General features: G+C 60.2%; 17 protein-coding genes. 15 read left to right on the top strand and 2 right to left on the bottom strand.

Features of this window, described 5'->3' with window-relative positions; all coding sequences use genetic code 11:
- The first annotated feature begins 9 nt into the window (after positions 1-9).
- The 8 genes from infA (at position 10) to dsbD (ending at position 5,799) form a co-directional block, all read left to right on the top strand.
- Entirely contained in the window at positions 10-228 is a 219-nt protein-coding gene (infA, locus tag AC07VI_RS18940; RefSeq protein ID WP_005663428.1) for a translation initiation factor IF-1, read from the top strand.
- A 42-nt stretch (positions 229-270) separates the two neighbouring features.
- The gene (rpmJ, locus tag AC07VI_RS18935) at positions 271-384 is read left to right on the top strand and encodes a 50S ribosomal protein L36 (protein ID WP_010394471.1); all 114 of its coding nucleotides are present in this window, start codon (positions 271-273) and stop codon (positions 382-384) included.
- 14 nt (positions 385-398) lie between these two features.
- Positions 399-764: a 30S ribosomal protein S13 gene (gene rpsM / locus AC07VI_RS18930; protein ID WP_046681666.1), complete on the top strand. Its 366-nt coding sequence runs from the start codon at positions 399-401 to the stop codon at positions 762-764.
- A 17-nt stretch (positions 765-781) separates the two neighbouring features.
- Positions 782-1,186 (top strand): 30S ribosomal protein S11, encoded by a 405-nt coding sequence (gene rpsK, locus AC07VI_RS18925; protein WP_010394475.1) that lies wholly within the window; start codon positions 782-784, stop codon positions 1,184-1,186.
- 258 nt (positions 1,187-1,444) lie between these two features.
- Positions 1,445-2,068: a 30S ribosomal protein S4 gene (gene rpsD / locus AC07VI_RS18920; protein ID WP_038496998.1), complete on the top strand. Its 624-nt coding sequence runs from the start codon at positions 1,445-1,447 to the stop codon at positions 2,066-2,068.
- Between the two features lie 111 nt (positions 2,069-2,179).
- Positions 2,180-3,157 (top strand): DNA-directed RNA polymerase subunit alpha, encoded by a 978-nt coding sequence (locus tag AC07VI_RS18915; RefSeq protein ID WP_008444343.1) that lies wholly within the window; start codon positions 2,180-2,182, stop codon positions 3,155-3,157.
- Positions 3,158-3,295: 138 nt separating this feature from the next.
- Positions 3,296-3,688, top strand: a complete 393-nt coding sequence (gene rplQ, locus AC07VI_RS18910; RefSeq protein ID WP_034753219.1) for a 50S ribosomal protein L17 — start codon at positions 3,296-3,298, stop codon at positions 3,686-3,688.
- 158 nt (positions 3,689-3,846) lie between these two features.
- Entirely contained in the window at positions 3,847-5,799 is a 1,953-nt protein-coding gene (dsbD, locus tag AC07VI_RS18905) for a protein-disulfide reductase DsbD (protein ID WP_492992263.1), read from the top strand.
- Between the two features lie 70 nt (positions 5,800-5,869).
- Here the strand turns inward: dsbD and AC07VI_RS18900 are convergent, their stop codons facing one another.
- Complete coding sequence (locus AC07VI_RS18900) at positions 5,870-6,415, bottom strand: Spy/CpxP family protein refolding chaperone (RefSeq protein ID WP_226936494.1); 546 nt, start codon at positions 6,413-6,415, stop codon at positions 5,870-5,872.
- A gap of 187 nt (positions 6,416-6,602) precedes the next feature.
- Between AC07VI_RS18900 and AC07VI_RS18895 the strand changes: the two genes are divergently transcribed.
- The 5 genes from AC07VI_RS18895 (at position 6,603) to AC07VI_RS18875 (ending at position 14,209) form a co-directional block, all read left to right on the top strand.
- A complete protein-coding gene (locus tag AC07VI_RS18895) occupies positions 6,603-7,331 on the top strand; it encodes a response regulator (protein ID WP_034753223.1) in 729 nt (242 codons plus the stop codon).
- The gene (locus AC07VI_RS18890) at positions 7,328-8,686 is read left to right on the top strand and encodes an ATP-binding protein (protein WP_086147734.1); all 1,359 of its coding nucleotides are present in this window, start codon (positions 7,328-7,330) and stop codon (positions 8,684-8,686) included. The genes AC07VI_RS18895 and AC07VI_RS18890 overlap by 4 nt, the downstream gene beginning before the upstream one ends.
- An 88-nt stretch (positions 8,687-8,774) precedes the next feature.
- Positions 8,775-9,944, top strand: a complete 1,170-nt coding sequence (locus AC07VI_RS18885; protein WP_086147735.1) for an efflux RND transporter periplasmic adaptor subunit — start codon at positions 8,775-8,777, stop codon at positions 9,942-9,944.
- Positions 9,941-13,051 carry an efflux RND transporter permease subunit gene (locus tag AC07VI_RS18880; RefSeq protein WP_086147736.1) on the top strand — a complete coding sequence of 1,037 codons (3,111 nt, stop codon included), beginning with the start codon at positions 9,941-9,943 and terminating at the stop codon, positions 13,049-13,051. Before AC07VI_RS18885 ends, AC07VI_RS18880 begins: the two co-directional genes overlap by 4 nt.
- Positions 13,052-13,360: 309 nt before the next feature.
- Complete coding sequence (locus tag AC07VI_RS18875) at positions 13,361-14,209, top strand: hypothetical protein (RefSeq protein WP_253251979.1); 849 nt, start codon at positions 13,361-13,363, stop codon at positions 14,207-14,209.
- A gap of 76 nt (positions 14,210-14,285) precedes the next feature.
- Here AC07VI_RS18875 and yihA read toward each other — a convergent pair whose 3' ends face one another.
- Positions 14,286-15,029, bottom strand: coding sequence for a ribosome biogenesis GTP-binding protein YihA/YsxC (gene yihA, locus AC07VI_RS18870; RefSeq protein ID WP_086147737.1), 744 nt, complete (start codon positions 15,027-15,029; stop codon positions 14,286-14,288).
- A gap of 186 nt (positions 15,030-15,215) precedes the next feature.
- On the opposite strand from yihA, the gene AC07VI_RS18865 reads away from it, so the two are divergent.
- Both AC07VI_RS18865 and AC07VI_RS18860 read left to right on the top strand, forming a co-directional pair.
- Positions 15,216-15,905 (top strand): c-type cytochrome, encoded by a 690-nt coding sequence (locus tag AC07VI_RS18865; RefSeq protein WP_086147738.1) that lies wholly within the window; start codon positions 15,216-15,218, stop codon positions 15,903-15,905.
- A 184-nt stretch (positions 15,906-16,089) separates the two neighbouring features.
- Positions 16,090-18,186: a cytochrome c biogenesis protein ResB gene (locus AC07VI_RS18860; protein WP_492992268.1), complete on the top strand. Its 2,097-nt coding sequence runs from the start codon at positions 16,090-16,092 to the stop codon at positions 18,184-18,186.
- Positions 18,187-18,202: the final 16 nt, after the last annotated feature.

The following is an 18,202-nucleotide window of genomic DNA, read 5'->3' as shown; positions in this document are numbered from 1 at the left end:
ACATACCGAATGGCAAAAGACGACGTCATACAGATGCAGGGCGAGATTCTTGAGAATCTCCCAAATGCAACATTTCGAGTGAAGCTGGAGAACGGACACGTGGTGCTCGGGCATATTTCAGGTAAAATGCGGATGAATTATATTCGCATTCTCCCTGGAGACAAGGTGACGGTGGAGTTGACGCCGTACGACCTGAGCCGAGCCCGCATTGTGTTCCGTACCAAGTAACACACTGAATCAAACCAAAGAAGCGAAAGAAAGAGCCCAAAAATGAAAGTTCTCGCATCAGTCAAGCGGATCTGCCGCAACTGCAAGATCATCAAGCGCAAAGGCGTAGTCCGCGTTATCTGCGTGGAACCACGTCACAAGCAGCGTCAAGGTTAATCGAGGAATAACAAATGGCACGTATTGCAGGGGTTAATATCCCAAATCATCAGCATACCGTTATCGGCCTGACGGCCATCTACGGTGTGGGCCGTCCACGCGCAGAGAAAATCTGTGCATCGACCGGTGTAGCAACCAACAAAAAGATCAAAGATCTGGATGACAGCGAACTGGAAAAACTGCGCGATGAAGTAGGTAAATTCATCGTCGAAGGCGATCTGCGTCGTGAACTGTCCATGAACATCAAGCGTTTGATGGATCTGGGTTGCTACCGCGGCATGCGTCATCGTAAGGGTCTGCCTTGCCGTGGCCAGCGTACGCGTACGAACGCACGTACCCGCAAGGGACCGCGTAAAGCCGCTCAATCGCTGAAAAAATAATCCGCTAGGGAATAATTATGGCTAAGTCGCAAAATAACGCCGCATCAGCACGCGTGCGTAAAAAAGTTAAAAAGAACGTCGCTGAAGGCATCGCACATGTCCACGCATCGTTCAATAACACCATCATTACCATCACCGATCGTCAAGGCAATGCCTTGTCGTGGGCTACCTCCGGCGGTGCAGGCTTCAAGGGTTCGCGTAAATCGACCCCATTCGCAGCGCAGGTCGCCGCGGAAGCCGCTGGTAAAGTGGCAGTTGAGTGTGGCGTAAAGAACCTGGAAGTACGTATCAAGGGCCCAGGTCCTGGTCGTGAGTCCGCCGTTCGCGCGCTGAACAACCTGGGCATCAAGATCACCGAGATCCAGGACGTGACGCCGGTACCGCACAACGGTTGCCGTCCACCGAAACGTCGTCGTATCTAAGATAGTGTTGCAGAGGGCGCTTCGGCGCCAGCTGCTTTGCTGTCTGTTGTAACTCAGTACAGTTGTGTGAAAACGCTGGAGCAGGGAGCCGGAAACGGTTATACTGCCCGGCTGTTCTTGCCTGTCAAATCCTGTTTGACGGGTTTTTCGTTTTCAGCCACCGTCTGATTGAAACCAAATCAGACTAGCGCCTAACCGCATCAGTGTGTTTGATCATGCATGTGGCTGGGGCGTTATCATTTAAAAAAAGGAAGTATCGTGGCACGTTATATCGGACCTAAAGCAAAACTTTCCCGCCGTGAAGGTACAGACCTGTTCCTGAAGAGCGCACGTCGCTCGCTGGACAGCAAGTGCAAACTGGATGTCAAGCCAGGCCAGCACGGTGTCAAATCCGGCGCCCGCACCTCGGACTACGGTAACCAACTGCGCGAAAAGCAAAAAGTCAAGCGCATGTACGGCGTGCTGGAACGTCAATTCCGCCGCTACTTCGCTGAAGCAGACCGTCGTAAAGGCAACACCGGCGAAACGCTGTTGAAGTTGCTGGAAACGCGTCTGGACAACGTTTGCTACCGCATGGGCTTTGGCTCGACCCGCGCTGAAGCGCGTCAATTGGTCAGCCACAAAGCGTTCACCGTGAACGGTATCGTTGTGAACATCGCTTCGTACTCGGTCAAAGTTGGCGACATCATCGCTGTTCGTGAAAAATCGAAAAAGCAAGTGCGTATCGTTGAAGCACTGTCGCTGGCCGAACAAGTTGGCATGCCTAGCTGGGTTTCGGTTGATGCCAAGAAAATGGAAGGTACTTTCAAGTCCCTGCCAGAGCGTAACGAAATCGCTAACGACGTCAACGAATCGCTGATCGTCGAGCTGTACTCGCGTTAATAGTAGTCAGTAGCAAGATCTCCGCCCACTTTGCTTTTGTAAAGTGGGCGTTTCACTAATGCCATCAGCCTTATCGGTGTAATGAGCCGAGGGTATTGAAAAGGACATTTCATGCAAAACAGTTTGTTGAAGCCACGTATTATCGATGTTGAAGCTCTCGGTGCAGGTCACGCCAAGGTCGTGATGGAACCGTTCGAGCGCGGCTATGGCCACACATTGGGTAACGCGTTGCGCCGCGTTCTGCTGTCGTCGATGGTGGGCTACGCGCCGACCGAAGTGACGATCGCTGGCGTCGTCCACGAATATTCCTCCCTCGATGGCGTGCAAGAAGACGTCGTCGATCTGTTGCTGAACTTGAAGGGTGTGGTTTTCAAAGTCCACAACCGCGATTCGGTAACCCTGACCCTGAAAAAAGAAGGCGAAGGCGCAATCCTGGCCTCCGACATCGACCTGCCGCATGACGTCGAACTGATCAACCCTGACCACGTGATCGCCCACCTGACCGCTGGTGGCAAGCTGGACATGCAGATCAAGGTTGAAAAAGGCCGCGGCTACGTTCCTGGTAACGTGCGTCGCCTGTCGGAAGACACGAACAAGACCATCGGCCGCATCATCCTCGATGCGTCGTTCTCGCCAGTGCGCCGTGTATCGTACTTCGTTGAATCGGCTCGCGTTGAGCAGCGTACCGACCTGGACAAGCTGATCATCAACATCGAAACCAACGGCGTGATCTCGCCGGAAGAAGCGATCCGCCAGTCGGCCCGCGTCCTGGTGGACCAGTTGAATGTGTTCGCTGCCCTGGAAGGCACGGAAGCCGCCGCCGAAGCGCCATCGCGCGCTCCGCTGGTCGATCCTATCCTGTTGCGTCCAGTCGACGATCTGGAGTTGACCGTGCGTTCGGCGAACTGCCTGAAAGCGGAAAACATCTACTACATCGGCGACCTGATCCAACGTTCGGAAAACGAACTGCTGAAAACGCCAAACCTGGGCCGCAAGTCCCTGAACGAAATCAAGGAAGTGCTGGCATCGCGCGGCTTGACCTTGGGCATGAAGCTGGAAAACTGGCCGCCTGCCGGCCTGGAAAAGTAATTCGTAGTTGTAGCAAACTGCCTGGGACAGGTGTCCCAGGCTTTTATTTTGTAGTACCAAACCGGTCCGCGGCTAGTCGGGTTTTCCCGCCCAGCCGATCGAAGAACTGGATTTAAACACTCACCGAAAGGATTTATCATGCGTCACGGTCACGGCCTCCGTAAACTGAATCGTACCTCGTCCCACCGTCTGGCAATGCTGCGCAACATGACAGTATCGCTGCTGCGTCACGAAGCGATCAAAACCACCCTGCCAAAAGCAAAAGAACTGCGCCGCGTTGTCGAGCCAATTCTGACCCTGGGCAAAACCGACTCCCTGGCAAACAAGCGTCTGGCCTTCAACCGCCTGCGCGACCGTGAAATGGTCGTCAAGCTGTTCGCTGAACTGGGCCCACGTTTCGCCAACCGTAACGGTGGTTATGTGCGTATCCTGAAAATGGGTTTCCGCGTCGGCGATAACGCTCCTATGGCGTTCGTTGAACTGATGGATCGTCCAGATACGACCGAAGCAGTTGAAGTTGCTGGCGAGTAATCCCAGTAATTGCATCTGAGAAAGCCAGGCCTAGCCTGGCTTTTTTGTTTTCTGCTGCAGCTATCCTTGCTGCGGTGTACTATTCTTCTTTCGCGCCGGCCCGGCACAAGCGCTGCCTGCTCCGCGCGTCCTCTGTCGAATGGTCGAAAAGGTAGTTCATGTCCCGTTTCCCCTCCAGCGCCTCCGCGCGCGCCGCTCCCCTGCATCAACTGCTGATCTGGCTTGCCACCTGTTTGCTGCTGGCCATGGCCGTCTTTGGCGCCAGCCACGCCCGCGCCGACGATGAATTCCTCGATCCCGAGCTGGCCTTCAAGTTTTCCGCCCGCATGCAGGACCCGTCCACTATCGCTGTCACGTATGTGATTGCCGACGGCTATTATATGTACCACGAGCGCTTCAAGTTTGAGGCCGTGGGCGCCAAGCTGGGCACGCCGGTGTATCCGCCCGGCAAGGTCAAGTTCGACGACACGTTCCAGAAGAATGTGGAAACCTTCCGCAAGACACTGACCATCACGATTCCCGTGGAAACGGCGGGCGCGTTTACGCTGAAGGCGACGGGCCAGGGCTGTTCCGACAAGGGCCTGTGCTATGCGCCGCAGGATGCCACGGCGAAACTGGTAGGCGCCGGCGGCGGCCAGAGCATGGCGCCAGGCGCTGGCCTGCCGTCGAAATTCGCCTTGCCGGGCGCGCCTGCGGTCGATACGGCGGCCGTCAACGGCCCGCAGGCGCAGGCGTCGCCTGGCGTGTCCGTACTGAGCATTCCCCAGGCCGATGTCACCAGCACGCCCGAGCCGGTCGCTGCGGCGCCCGCGGCGGCAAGCGCCGCGCCCGCGCAAAGCGAGCTAGGCAAGATTGAAGCGGCCTTGAAGGGCGGCAAGCTGCTCGTCATCGTGCCCTTGTTCATGCTGCTGGGCCTGGGGCTGGCGTTTACGCCGTGCGTGCTGCCGATGGTGCCGATTTTGTCGTCGATCATCATCGGCGATGGCGCCAAGGTCAGCCGCTCGCGTGGCTTGCTGCTGTCGCTGACGTATGCGCTGGGCATGGCCATCGTCTATACGGCGCTGGGCGTGGCGGCCGGCCTGGCGGGCGAAGGCCTGGCAGCCCAATTGCAAAATCCATGGGTGCTGGGCTTTTTTGCCTTGCTGATGGCGGGCCTGGCGTTGTCGATGTTCGGGCTTTATGAGTTGCAGGTGCCTGCCTTCCTGCAAGGCAAGCTGACGTCCGTATCGAACCAGCAATCGTCGGGCCGGCTGGCGGGCGTATTCGTCATGGGCGCCATTTCCGCCCTGATCGTGGGGCCATGCGTGGCCGCGCCGCTGGCAGGCGCCCTGCTGTACATCAGCCAGACGCGCGACGTCGTCATCGGCGGCAGTGCCCTGTTCGCCATGGCAGTGGGCATGAGCGTGCCCTTGCTGCTGGTGGGCGTGTCGGCCGGTACCTTGCTGCCCCGTGCCGGCGCCTGGATGGATGCCGTCAAGCGCTTCTTTGGCGTGCTGCAGCTGGGCGTGGCCTGGTGGCTGGTTTCGCCGGTCCTGCCGGGCGCCGTGCAGATGCTGGGCTGGACGGTCCTGCTCGTCGGCTATGGCATGTATTTGCTGGTGGGCAAGAGCGGTGCGCAGCAGGCCTGGATCGCCAAGGCCTTCGGCCTCGTCTTTGCCGTGCTGGGCGTGGTGCAACTGGTCGGCGTGGCCAGCGGCGGCCGCGACCCGCTGGCGCCGCTGGCGCACCTCGGTGGCGGCCAGGTCCACGCGCAAGCGTTTACGCGCGTAAAGACCGTGGCGCAGCTCGATGCGGCGCTTGCGCAGCTGAACGGCAAGCCAGCCTTGCTGGATTTCTATGCCGACTGGTGCGTATCCTGTATCGAGATGGAAAAACTGACCTTCGTCGACCCCGCCGTGCGCGAGAAGATGGGCCAGGCCGTGCTGCTGCAGGTGGACGTGACGGCGAATGATGCCGACGACAAGGCCATGCTGAAACGTTTTCAATTGTTCGGCCCGCCGGGCATCATCATGTTCAACCCGCAGGGACAGGAAATCGCCCAGTCGCGCGTGATCGGCTTCCAGAATGCATCGACTTTCCTGACCTCCTTGCGCAAACTTGACGGGCAGTAAGCATTTACTTGTGTTTGCAATCAGAAAAAGCCCGCATCGCGGGCTTTTTCTATTTCTGCACAGCTAGCACTCAGCCGGCTTTGGGATGCTCCTGCATGCCATGGTGTTCGCCGTGATGGCGGCCACGCATGCCACCATGTTTGCCGCCAGGCACGCTGTCGTCAAAGACTTTCTTTTGTTCCGGCGTCAGCACGGCATAGAAGGTCTTCAGGGAAGCCAGGCGGCTTTCCTGGCTGGCGACGCGTTCCTTCGACATGGCGATCCATTGCTCCATGCGCTCCGGCGCCGACAGCTTGGCCATCGCTTCGCGCTTGGCTTTCCAGTCACCCATGGTTTTTTTCGGCGCGTTGGCGGCCGTGAAAGTGGCCCAGGCCGGTTCCTGCGCGGCTGTCAGCTTCAGCTTGTCGTGCAGGCGCGCCTGGTACTGGGCCATGCGTTCGGCCGGGTTGCCTGCGCGGTGCTGGCCGCGCTGGCCATCATGTTGCATCCTGGTGCCGGCGGCAGGCGCGCTGGCGGCCGCTTCCTGGGCGTGGACGGTCAGCGATGCCGCACCCATGCCGAGTACGCTCATGGCGATGATCAAATTCTTGCGCAAGGTTGTCATTGAGGCGTTCATCTGGATTCCTTTGTAAAAGATGAGGGATGTACATGCTGCTGCACATGAATCCATGTTGGACGCTCCATGTTTCCCCGAAGTGTCCGCTGCCAGACAGTTTGTATCTATATGTTTCTTCGGGTCCTCTATATACAAGACGATACAAATGCGCTGTGCAAGGCCCGGCGAAGTGGGGATAATTCGTACCATGGAACCCACTTCTACAATCCTCATCGTCGACGACGACCGCGATATCCGCAGCTTGCTGGCGGATTACCTGGAAACGAACGCCTACCGCACCCTGGGCGCGGCGGACGGCACGGCCATGTGGAAAATCCTCGATGAAACGCGGCCCGATCTGATCGTGCTCGACCTGAACCTGCCGGGTGACGATGGCCTGACCCTGTGCCGCAAGCTGCGCGCGCAATCGACCGTGCCGGTGATTATGTTGACGGCGCGCAATGAGCCGCTGGACCGTATCCTGGGCCTGGAAATGGGGGCCGACGATTATTTGCCGAAGCCGTTCGAACCCCGTGAATTGCTGGCGCGCATACGCAGCGTCTTGCGCCGCAGCCACGCCATGCCGTCGAACGTGCCGTCGGACAAGGCGCAGCAAATCCGCTTTTCCGGCTGGACCCTGGACCTGACGGCGCGCCACCTGCTCAATCCCAGCGGCCTGGTGATCATGTTGTCGGGCGCGGAGTTCCGCTTGCTGCGCGTGTTCCTCGAACATCCGAACCGCGTGCTCAACCGCGATCAGCTGTTGAACCTGACGCAGGGCCGTGACGCCGACCCGTTCGACCGCTCGATCGATATCCAGATCAGCCGCCTGCGGCAAAAGCTGGGTGAAGATGCGCGCTTGCCGCAAATCATCAAGACCGTGCGCAACGGCGGCTATGTGCTGGCCGGGCAAGTCAACGTGGAGCCGCACGCGTGAAGGCCTTCCTGGGGTCGATGACAGGCCGCGTCTTCATGTTCTTGCTGATCGGTATCGTCGCTTCCGCCGCGCTGACGCAGTGGCTGGCCGTGGGCGAACGCCAGCGCGCGCTGGAGCAGTATCGCGACTACCATGCCGTGGAACGGGCCGAGCAGCTGGTGATGGCAGCCGACATCGTGCCGCTGGCCTCGCGCGCGGCCTATCTGAAGGTGGCCAACAAGGGCAGCGTGCGCCTGGAACTGCGCCCCGACGCCGAGCACGTCCCTGGCACGCCGACGGAGTTCTCCACCGCCCTGCAGGCGAAGCTGGGCGAAGGCTTCAAGGTCAGCGCGCTGGCCGAGCGTCCGGCCGCCTGCACGCAGCCGCGCAAGTCATCGGGCCTGTTCGGTCCCAAGCCCTGGGGCGGCACTTGCGAAAACCTCGACGTGCGCATGCAGGACGGCCACGTGCTGCGCCTGATGGTGTTGCCGCCGCGCCAGCAGCCGCCATTCGGCGAGCATAGCGACTGGGTCACCTTGCTGCCATTTTTGATCAGCATCGCCATCCTCGCCTACCTGGTCACGCGCATGACCATGCGCCCGCTGAAACAGCTGGCGCAGGCGGCAAAAGACCTGGGCAACGACATCAACCATCCGCCGCTGACCCTGTCGGGCGCCAGCGAAATCCGCCAGGCCAGCGCCGCCTTCAATGCCATGCAGGCGCGCATCCGCCAGCATATTTCCCAGCGCACACAAATGCTGGCCGCCATCACCCACGACTTGCAGACGCCGCTCACGCGCTTGCGCCTGCGCCTGGAAAAGGTGGCCGATACGGAATTGTATGACCGGCTCGTGGGCGATCTGTCGGCCATGCAAAGCATGGTCAAGGAAGGACTGGACCTGGCCCGCTCGATGGACAGCACGGAAGCCATGCAGGCGCTCGACCTCGATTCCCTGTTAGATAGCGTCTGTTCCGACGCCGCCGATGCAGGTCAGAAAGTGACGCTGAGCGGCCATGCGGGCATGGCCTTGATGGCGCGGCCCATCGCCATGCGGCGCTGCCTGGTGAATCTGATCGACAATGCCGTCAAATATGGCCAGTACGCACATGTGACCGTCGAGCGTATCGCGGGTGCGGCGCGCGTCCGCATCCGTGACGGCGGGCCAGGTATTGCGCCAGATCAACTGGCCAAGGTGTTTGAACCGTTTTATCGGATAGAAACCTCGCGCTCGCGCGAATCGGGTGGCACGGGCCTCGGCTTGACCATCGCTCGCAATATTGCTGAACAGCATGGTGCCACGGTCCTGCTGGCGAATCATGTCGACGGTGGACTGGAAGTCACCCTCATCGTGCCAGAGTATTACGCGGGAAAGTGATCATTTCCATGCGACAATATTGCGCGTTAAGCCCCTCTGGTAACCACTTTCAACCTGCAGCCCTGCGCTGCAACAGCGTGACAGAATAATGAAAAAGACTAGCCTGGCAATCCTGGTGGGTGCGGCCCTGTGTATCGGTGGCGGCATCTGGTATTTCAACCATCAGTCCGGTAGCCAGAGCGGCGCAGGGGGCAAGGGTGGCAAGGGTGGGGCGCAGGCTCCCACCACCGTCAGTGTGGTGGCGCCGCTGCGTCAGGATGTGCCGATGGTGCTGCGGGCCAATGGCAGCGTGATGCCGATCAGCAGTGTCGACCTGCACCCGCAAACGACCAGCACGCTGACCAAAGTGCATATCCGCGAAGGCCAGTTCGTCAAGCAGGGCGAGCTGATGTTTACGCTGGACGCGCGCAGCGAGCATGCGAATGTTGACAAGGCGCAAGCGCAAGTGTTGCGTGACCGCGCCTCGGTGGAGGACTTCGAACGCCAGCTCAAGCGTAGCAAGGATCTGCTGAGCAAGAACTTCATCGCCCAGGGCGCCGTCGATACCCTGCAAAGCCAGCTCGACGCGGCGCGCGCCCTGCTGGCCGCCGACCAGGCCGCCTTGCGTGCCGCCCAGGTCGACTCCAGCTACACGGTCCTGCGCGCGCCCCAGAGCGGCCGCGTAGGCGCCATCAACGTGTATCCGGGCAGCCTGGTGCAGCCGGCCACTTCGCTGACCAGCATCACCCAGCTCGACCCCATCGATGTATCGTTTACCTTGCCGGAAAGCAGCCTGTCCGGCTTGCTGGCGGCACAAAAGGCGGGCGAGGTGCCCGTCACGGCCCTGCTGTCGGACGCGGGCGGCAAGCAGCTGGAAGGCAAACTCAGCTTTATCGACAATGCCGTCGATCCCGCCACCGGCGTGATCAAGGTCAAGGCCCGTTTCAACAATGGCGGCACCGACCTGTGGCCAGGCCAGTACGTGAATACGCAGCTGACCGTGCGCACGCTCAAGGATGCGCTCGTCATTCCGCAAAACGCCATCATCACGAGTACCACCGGCACCTTCGTGTACTCGATGGAGACGGACAACACAGCCAGGATGCGCAAGATTGCCCGCGTGTATGCATTTGGCCCCAGCGCCGTCGTCACCGGCCTGGCGGGCGATGAAAAAGTCATCGTCGATGGCAAGCAGAACCTGCGTCCTGGCAGCAAGGTGCGCCTGGCGGAAAAAAACAAGGCTGCCGATGGCGCCGCACCGCAGGGCAAGCCAGCATGAACCTGTCCGAACTGAGCATCCGCCGCCCCGTGATGGTGGTGCTGCTGTCCCTCTCCGTCATCCTGGCCGGCGTGCTGGCCTATCTGCAAATTCCCGTGGCGGCCTTGCCGAGCTACAACACGCCCGTCATCAACGTCAGCGCCGACCTGGCCGGCGCCAGCCCGGAAACCATGGCCTCGTCGGTGGCCTTGCCGCTGGAAAAACAGTTTTCCACCATTTCCGGCCTGAGCCTGATCACTTCCACGAGTACCCTGGGCAATACCTCGCTGACCCTGGAGTTTGACGCCAGCATCAACGTCAACGAGGCGGCCGTCGACGTGCAGGCGGCCCTGCTGCGCGCACAGCGCCAGTTACCGACGGAAATGACGGACTTGCCGTCTTACCGCAAGGTCAATCCCGCCGATGCGCCCGTGCTGTTCATCCAGATGACGTCGCCCTCGCTGAACTTGTCGGATCTCAACGATTATGCGGAAAACCTGATCGCTCCCAGCCTGTCGACCTTGCCTGGCGTAGCCCAGGTCATCGTCAATGGCCAGAAACGCTTCGCCGTGCGCGTGCGTGCCCGTGCCGACCTGATGAACGCGCGTAACTTGACGATGGACGAGCTGGCCCAGGCCCTGCGCGCCTCGAACACGAACTCCCCGCTGGGCATTCTTGACGGCCCCAGCCAGACCCTGACCATCCAGGGCAATCCGCAAATGATGAAAGCGGCCGATTTTGCCGAACTGATCGTCGCCAGCCGCAACGGCCAGCCTGTACGGCTGAAAGACGTGGCCGAGGTGGAAGACAGCTTTCAATCGATCAAGGCCGTCGGCAGTTTCAATGGCGAGCGCTCGATCAGCCTGATGGTACAGCGCCAGCCGGATGCCAATACCGTGCAAGTGGTCGATGGCGTGCGCCGCTTGCTGCCTGGTTTCAAGGCGCAATTGCCGCAGTCAATACAGATCAGCCTGGTCAACGACCGTTCGCTGTCGATCCGCGAAGCCATCCACGACGTCAACCTGACCCTGGCCCTGACCGTCATCCTAGTGGTGCTGGTGATCTTTTTGTTCCTGCACCGCGCGGCCGCCACCTTCATTCCGGCCGTCACCATGCCCATTTCCCTGCTCGGCGCACTGGCCCTGCTGTACTGGCTCGGCTACAGCCTCGACAACGTGTCCCTGCTGGGCATTACCCTGGCCGTAGGCCTCGTCGTCGACGACGCCATCGTGGTGCTGGAAAACATCGTGCGCCATATCGAGATGGGCAAGAAACCGATCCAGGCGGCCCTCGTGGGCGCCAGGGAGATGGGTTTCACCATCATCTCGATTTCCGTCTCGCTGGTGGCCGTGTTCATCCCCATCTTCTTCATGCCGGGCGTGATCGGCTTGCTGTTCCACGAGTTTGCCGTCGTCGTCTCGCTGTCCATTCTCGTCTCGGCCATCGTGTCGCTGACCCTGGTGCCGATGCTGGCCAGCCGCTTCCTGCCGGCCGATTCGCGCGAACACAATGACAGCGATCCCACGCACGGCGAAAAAACCTTCATCGGCCGCCACTTCGAGGCCGGTTTCACGAAATTGCGCAACGCTTATGTGCATCTGCTCGACAAGGCCCTGGCGTACCGCAACGTGGTGCTGTTCATCGCCGTGTGCACGTTCGCGCTGACGGTGCTGCTGTACGCGACCATTCCGAAAGGTTTCTTCCCCGAGGAAGACCTGGGGCAGATCCAGGTGAATACGGAAGCGTCGGAGGATATTTCCTCGGCGGCCCTGCAGGACTTGCAAGCCCGTGTGGCGGCCGTGCTCAAGGCGGACCCCAGCGTGCAGGACGTGACCTCGTTCGTTGGCGGCGGCAATACGGGCCGCATGTTCATGGTGCTGAAACCGCGCAGCGAACGGCCGAAAATGCCCGTGGTGCTGGAAAACCTGCGCCGCGCGACGAGTGCCGTGCCCGGCATGGCCGTGTATTTCCGCCCCGTGCAAAACTTGCAGCTGGGCGGGCGCCAGAGCAAGAGCCGCTACCAGTACACCCTGCAAAGCGTCAGCCCCGACGCCTTGAATGACTGGGCGGAAAAGTTTATCGTAGGCATGCGCGCCGACCCGGCCTTCCGCGACGTCACCAGCGATTCGCAGATCAAGGGCTTGCAGGCGTCCCTCAGGATCGACCGCGACAAGGCCAATCTGCTGGGCGTGCAAATGTCCGACATCCGCACGGCCCTGTACAGCGCCTTTGGCGAGCGGCAGGTATCGACCATCTATTCCTCGGCGGCCAGCTATTACGTGATCCTGGAAGCGGCCACACCGGACCGCCAGTATGACGATGCGCTCACCCGCGTGTCCGTGCGCAGCAAGTCGGGCGAACTGGTGAAACTGTCAAGTATTGCCTATGTGGAACGCACGATCGGTCCCACCTCCGTCAATCACCAGGGGCAGCTGCAGGCCGTCACCATCGCCTTCAACCTGGCGCCGGACGTGCCGCTGGGTGTGGCCACGGGCAAGATCGACGTGATGGGCAAGGACATGAGCTTGCCGGCCTCCATCATCACGCGCTACGGCGGCGACGCGGCCGTGTTCCAGGATTCGCAGGCTAGCCAGATCATCCTCATCATCGCCGCGCTGGCCGTGATCTATGTGCTGCTCGGCGTGCTGTATGAAAGCTACATCCACCCGCTGACCATCCTGGCCGGTTTGCCGTCGGCGGCCGTGGGGGCGCTGTTGACCTTGCGCCTGTTCGGCATGGACCTCACCATGATCGCCATCATCGGTATTTTGATGCTGATCGGCATCGTCAAGAAAAACGCCATCATGATGATCGACTTCGCCCTGCATGCGCAGCGCAATGAAGGCATGAGCCCGCCTGAAGCCATCCGCCAGGCGTGCATCCTGCGTTTTCGTCCCATCATGATGACGACGGCGGCAGCCCTGATGGGCGCCTTGCCCATCGCCCTGGGCCTGGGCGCCGGCGCCGAGCTGCGCCAGCCGCTGGGCCTGGCCGTGGTGGGGGGCTTGCTGTTTTCACAAGTGATTACCCTGTTTATCACCCCCGTCATCTATTTGTTCCTGGATAAGTACAGCGGCTCGGGGCCGCTGACGGACGAGCAACTGTTAATACTCGACAGCAAGGCCTGACACGCCGCATGCCCAGACCGGCGCCCCGTTCCAGCGTGAATGCGGCGCCGGTTTTGTATGGGCCATGATACATACGGTAACAACCGTCAAGGGGCGGCTCGGGTACTCTGGCTAGCGCTGCAAGGAATGTCGCTATCCTGTACGCTTCGGGTTGGAAAGGCCGCAGAAGTGTTCCCAAAAGCAAGGGACTCTGGCACTATGGCTGCCCTGTAATGTTATTTCTTCGCTACACAGAAAGCATGATTCATTTTGCATGACACGACCCATTTGATGGCTGCCGATTCCGATGTTTGTCCCACCTGCGGACAAGTGATTCAGCCACCACCGGCCTACGGGTCCAGGACCAGCACCACGCGCAAGGTTGCGCTGGGCGTGTCCGTCTTGCTGCACGTGCTGCTGGCGGCCTATGTGCTGTTGCGTAGCGACAAGATCGAGAAGATTCCGCCGCCGAAGAAGGAAAGCGCGATGGTCTATATCGCGCCGCTGAAGGACAAGCCGCAACCGAAGCCGCAGCCGAAACCGACGCCCAAGCCGAAGGATAAGAAAGTTGCCAAGGTGAAACCACCGCCGGCCCCGAGCAAGCGCGTGGTCACAAAAGATGTGCCGCGCGACAAGCCGAAACTGGAAACGTACACGCCGCCGCTGGTGTCGAAAGTGCCGTTGCCGCCGCCACCCGCTGAAGACATGAGCTCGATGATCGAGCAGCGCCGCAAGCAGCGCGAGGCGCAAAATCCCGCGCCGCCGGCCGAGGAAAGCGAAAACGACCGCGCCATGCGCGTGGCCAAGGCGAATATCGCCGGCGCGCAGGGACGCAATTCCGGCAGCGACCGCGAGGATTCGGGCGGCGTGTTTTCCATCGTCAACCAGACTTCGTTCAGTGCCGAAGTCAAGTTCAAGGGCTGGAATGCGAGCTTCAAGCGTGTTTGGCCGAAGCAGGAAAAAGTGGAACTGGGCAACGAGCCGGACATCGAAACGGCCATCCTGAAGAAGATGATTCAGATGATCCGTGCCGAAAAGCCCGGCGATTTCGTGTGGGAATCGCGGCGCCTGGGGCGCAACGTCAACCTCAGCGCCCGCGTCGAGGATACGGCCGAGCTGATGGCTTTCCTGCGCCAGGAATTCTTTTCCGAGAAGCGCCCGGGGCCGGGACGGCGCTAGGCGCCCGGCGCCCGCGTAAGAAAAAAGGCTGCACCGTGTGAACGGGCAGCCTTTTTTTACGCAGCGTTGATGTGGATCAAGCCGGCTTGTCGCTTCCCGCTTCCGGTTCGACGTCGTCTTCCATTTCGATCAGCTCGACCATCTGGGCCGCGCCGTCTTCGCTGATGCCGGCCAGTTCCATGATCTTGTCGTTGGCTTCTTCGATGCCGACGCGTTTCAGGGCCGAGAACAGCTGCACGGTGAACGGGAAGCCGACGCCGTCTTCATCCACGTAGCTGTCGAGCTTGGCTTTCGCCTGGCGCAGCGCGTTGACCGATTCATTGCGGTTCAGCTTATCGACTTTCGTCAGGATGCAGTGAATTGGTTTACCCGTCGGGGCGAACCATTCCAGCATTTGAATGTCCAGATCGGTGAAGGGGCGGCGCGAATCCATGATCAGGATCAAACCCGCCAATTGCTCGCGGCGCTGCACGTAGTCGCCCAGCAGGCGCTGCCAGTGCAATTTGGCCGAGCCCGAGACTTCCGCGTAGCCGTAGCCCGGCAAGTCGACCAGCAGGCATTCGATCTCTTCGACGATGGTGGCATCCTTGCGGTGCTGCGCCACATGGGCGCCGCCGATGGAGAAGTAGTTGATGTGCTGGGTACGGCCAGGTGTCTTGGAGGCGAACGCCAAGCCTTTCTGATTACACAAGATGTTGATGGCGGTCGATTTACCGGCATTGGAGCGGCCGGCAAAGGCGATTTCCGGCACCGTGGTATCGGGCAGGTCACGCAATTGGTTGACGGTCGTAAAGAAGCGGGCTTGCCAGAGTTTTGACATGGGAGTAGTAAAGCAACAAAAGGGAGCGATAAGGGAGCGATAACGCCAAGAAGCTATTGTACAATAAGGGGTTGTTTATTGTTGCCGGCGTAGCAGCGATGCGGCTTGCGGTCCTGAAAATAAAGCAAAAATCCCCAGGGCGCGGCAATGTCCACCACTAATTTCTCACTGTCTCAGGGTGCCTGAATGAATCGTGCGTTTTCACCGTTTGTCCAATCCATGCTGCTCGCTTTGCTGGCTGTATCGGCAACTGCTTCCGCGGTCGAAGAACCGAAACCAGCCCACGCGCCAGCCGTCGCCGTCAAGGCCGACCCTGCCAAGGGCGCTACCCTGTACGCCGATGGCGATACGGCGCGCGGCTTGCCTGCCTGCGTGTCCTGCCATGGCGCGGCCGGCAATTCGACCATCACGGTCAATCCGAAGCTGGCCGGCCAGCATGAAAGCTATATCTACAAGCAACTGGTCGATTTCACCACGCCGGAGCGCAACCAGCCCGTCATGACGACGTACGCAAAGATGCTCAGCGACGCCGACAAGAAGAATATCGCCGCCTACCTGGGCGCGCAGCTGTCCAAGCCGGGCGCCGCGAAAAACAAGGATACGATAGACTTGGGCAAGAAAATCTACCGTGGTGGCATTGCTTCCAAGCAAGTTGCCGCCTGCGCCAGCTGTCATGGCGCGACGGGCAACGGCATTCCCGTCCAGTATCCCCGCATTGCCGGCCAGCACCAGGATTACACGGTGGCCCAGCTGAGCATGTTCCGCAGCACCAAGGCCGACGCCCGCAAGAACAGCGCGCAAATGCACACCATCGCCGCCCGCATGTCGGACGATGAAATCGCCGCCGTGGCCGACTATATCGCCGGCCTGAAGTAAGTTTTCATAGTGGCAAGAGATTGCCAGGCGCACCAGCGTGCATGAAGAGGGCGGCCGTTTCCACAGGCTGCCCTTTTTCATGGCAAGGGCCAAACAGGAGTATGCTGCCGCCTTGCGCGGAGAAACACTCTGCTCCATGCCTACATTTTCTTGAAGATTGCATATCCCGTATGAGTATCCACGTATGAGCACAGGCACGACCGGAATCGAGTTAAAAACCCAGCGCCGCAGCCTGGCTGAATTCGTCGAGCTGGTCTCGTCGATGCGCTTTGCCATCAGCCTGCTGACCCTGATCGCCGTCGCCTCCATCATCGGCACCGTGCTCAAGCAGAACGAGCCCATGCCCAACTATGTCAACCAGTTTGGCCCGCTCTGGTTCGCCGTCTTCGACAAGCTGAGCCTGTATTCCGTGTATTCGGCCTGGTGGTTCCTCGTCATCATGGGCTTCCTCGTTGCTTCCACCTCGCTGTGCATCGTGCGCAATGCGCCGAAGATGCTCAAGGACATGCGCAGCTGGCGCGACAATGTGCGCGAGCAATCGCTGCGCAATTTCCATCACAAGACGGAATGGCAGGCGCCGCTGCCGCGCGCCGTGCTGGCGCAGCAGATGGTGATGCGCCTGAAAGACGCCGGTTACGGGGCCAAGGTGGTCGAGAAGGACAACGCCACCCTGGTGGCCGCCAAGCGGGGCGCCGCCAATAAATGGGGCTATATCTTTGCTCACGGCGCCATCGTCATCATCTGCGTGGGCGGCTTGCTCGACTCGGAAATGCCGATCCGCGTGCAGCAATGGTTTTTTGGCAAGACGCCGTTTGCCGGCAGCGGCGTGATCGCCGACATTCCCGCCCAGCACCGTTTGAGCCTGTCGAATCCTACTTTCCGCGGCAATACCATGATCCCGGAAGGCTCGTCGAGCAACACGGCCATCATTCCCCAGGCCGATGGCGTGCTGATCCAGGATTTGCCCATCACCATCCTGCTGAAGAAATTCCACATTGATTTCTACAGCACGGGCATGCCCAAGCTGTTCGCCAGCGATGTTGTCATCACCGACCATGTCACGGGAGAAAGTTTCCCAGCAACAATCAAAGTCAACCAGCCGCTGCTGTACAAGGGCCTGGCCCTGTACCAGTCCAGCTTTGAAGATGGCGGCAGCAAGCTCAAGTTGACGGGCTTTCCCATGACGGGCAAGACCACCAAGCGTTTCGACATCGGCGGCGAAGTGGGCGGCAGCACGCCGCTCGAGCGCAGCGATGGCAACTCCTATACGGTGGAATGGTCGGCTTTCCGTCCGTTTAACGTGGAAAACCTCAGTGCGGGCCAGGATGTGCGCGCCGTCAACAAGACGGAAAGTTTTAACGAGAAGTTTGCCGTGGGCCTGGACAAGCGCCTGGGTTCGGCCGGGAAGAATGCGCATAACAAGGACTTGAAGAATGTCGGCCCCTCGGTGCAATACAAATTGCGCGACAAGACGGGCCAGGCGCGCGAGTACCAGAATTACATGCAGCCGGTCACGGTTGATGGTGCAACGGTGTTTCTGGCCGGCATGCGTGTCAGCCCCAGCGACCCGTTCAGCTACCTGCGCATTCCCGCCGATGACAATTACAGCGTGACGGAATGGATGCGTTTGCGTGCCGCACTGCAAGATCCCGAACTGCGCCAGCAGGCCGCCGCCCGCTATGCGGCGCGGGCCATGCCGCAGGCGGGCGCGGAAGCCTTGCGCGGCCAACTGCAGGAATCGGCGGCGAAAAGCCTGGGCATCTTTGCCGGCAATGGACAGGAGGGCGGTTTCCTCGCCATTTCGCGTTTCCTGGAGAAAGTTCCGACGGCCGAGCAGGAAAAGGCGGCCGATATCTTCATGAAAATTCTCAACGGCAGCCTGTGGGACCTGTGGCAGGCGGCGCGCAGCAAGGATGGCTTGAAGCCCGTTGACGCCGATGACAAGCATGGCCGCTTCCTGCAACTGGCCACGAATGCGCTGTCCGACAGCTTCTTCTACGGCGCGCCCGTGTATCTGCAACTCGACGAATTCACGGAAATCAAGGCGTCCGTGCTGCAGGTGACGCGTTCGCCGGGCAAGAGCGTGGTTTACCTCGGCTGCCTGTTCCTCGTGATCGGCGTGTTTTCCATGTTTTATATCCGCGAGCGCCGCCTGTGGGTGTGGATCAAGGATGGCGACGGCGGCAGCGACGCCCTGATGGCCATGAGCACGCAGCGCAAGACCCTGGACTTTGAAAAAGAATTTGAGAACTTGAAGGCAAAACTGCCGCAATCGGCGTAAGCTGCGCTGTGTCTGG

The organism is Janthinobacterium sp. GW821-FHT03A03, from assembly GCF_059421435.1.
The sequence above is the reverse complement of the archived record's forward strand: the minus strand, read 5'-3'. Positions and strand labels throughout refer to the sequence as shown.

Excerpts from the sequence above, each read along its gene's own strand:
- rplQ (WP_034753219.1), top strand. The coding sequence starts at position 3,296 with ATGCGTCACGGTCACGGCCTCCGTAAACTGAATCGTACCTCGTCCCAC.
- AC07VI_RS18900 (WP_226936494.1), bottom strand. The coding sequence starts at position 6,415 with ATGAACGCCTCAATGACAACCTTGCGCAAGAATTTGATCATCGCCATG.
- dsbD (WP_492992263.1), top strand. The coding sequence starts at position 3,847 with ATGTCCCGTTTCCCCTCCAGCGCCTCCGCGCGCGCCGCTCCCCTGCAT.
- infA (WP_005663428.1), top strand. The coding sequence starts at position 10 with ATGGCAAAAGACGACGTCATACAGATGCAGGGCGAGATTCTTGAGAAT.
- AC07VI_RS18895 (WP_034753223.1), top strand. The coding sequence starts at position 6,603 with ATGGAACCCACTTCTACAATCCTCATCGTCGACGACGACCGCGATATC.
- rpsM (WP_046681666.1), top strand. The coding sequence starts at position 399 with ATGGCACGTATTGCAGGGGTTAATATCCCAAATCATCAGCATACCGTT.
- AC07VI_RS18885 (WP_086147735.1), top strand. The coding sequence starts at position 8,775 with ATGAAAAAGACTAGCCTGGCAATCCTGGTGGGTGCGGCCCTGTGTATC.
- rpmJ (WP_010394471.1), top strand. The coding sequence starts at position 271 with ATGAAAGTTCTCGCATCAGTCAAGCGGATCTGCCGCAACTGCAAGATC.
- AC07VI_RS18860 (WP_492992268.1), top strand. The coding sequence starts at position 16,090 with ATGAGCACAGGCACGACCGGAATCGAGTTAAAAACCCAGCGCCGCAGC.
- yihA (WP_086147737.1), bottom strand. The coding sequence starts at position 15,029 with ATGTCAAAACTCTGGCAAGCCCGCTTCTTTACGACCGTCAACCAATTG.
- AC07VI_RS18865 (WP_086147738.1), top strand. The coding sequence starts at position 15,216 with ATGAATCGTGCGTTTTCACCGTTTGTCCAATCCATGCTGCTCGCTTTG.
- AC07VI_RS18915 (WP_008444343.1), top strand. The coding sequence starts at position 2,180 with ATGCAAAACAGTTTGTTGAAGCCACGTATTATCGATGTTGAAGCTCTC.
- rpsK (WP_010394475.1), top strand. The coding sequence starts at position 782 with ATGGCTAAGTCGCAAAATAACGCCGCATCAGCACGCGTGCGTAAAAAA.
- AC07VI_RS18880 (WP_086147736.1), top strand. The coding sequence starts at position 9,941 with ATGAACCTGTCCGAACTGAGCATCCGCCGCCCCGTGATGGTGGTGCTG.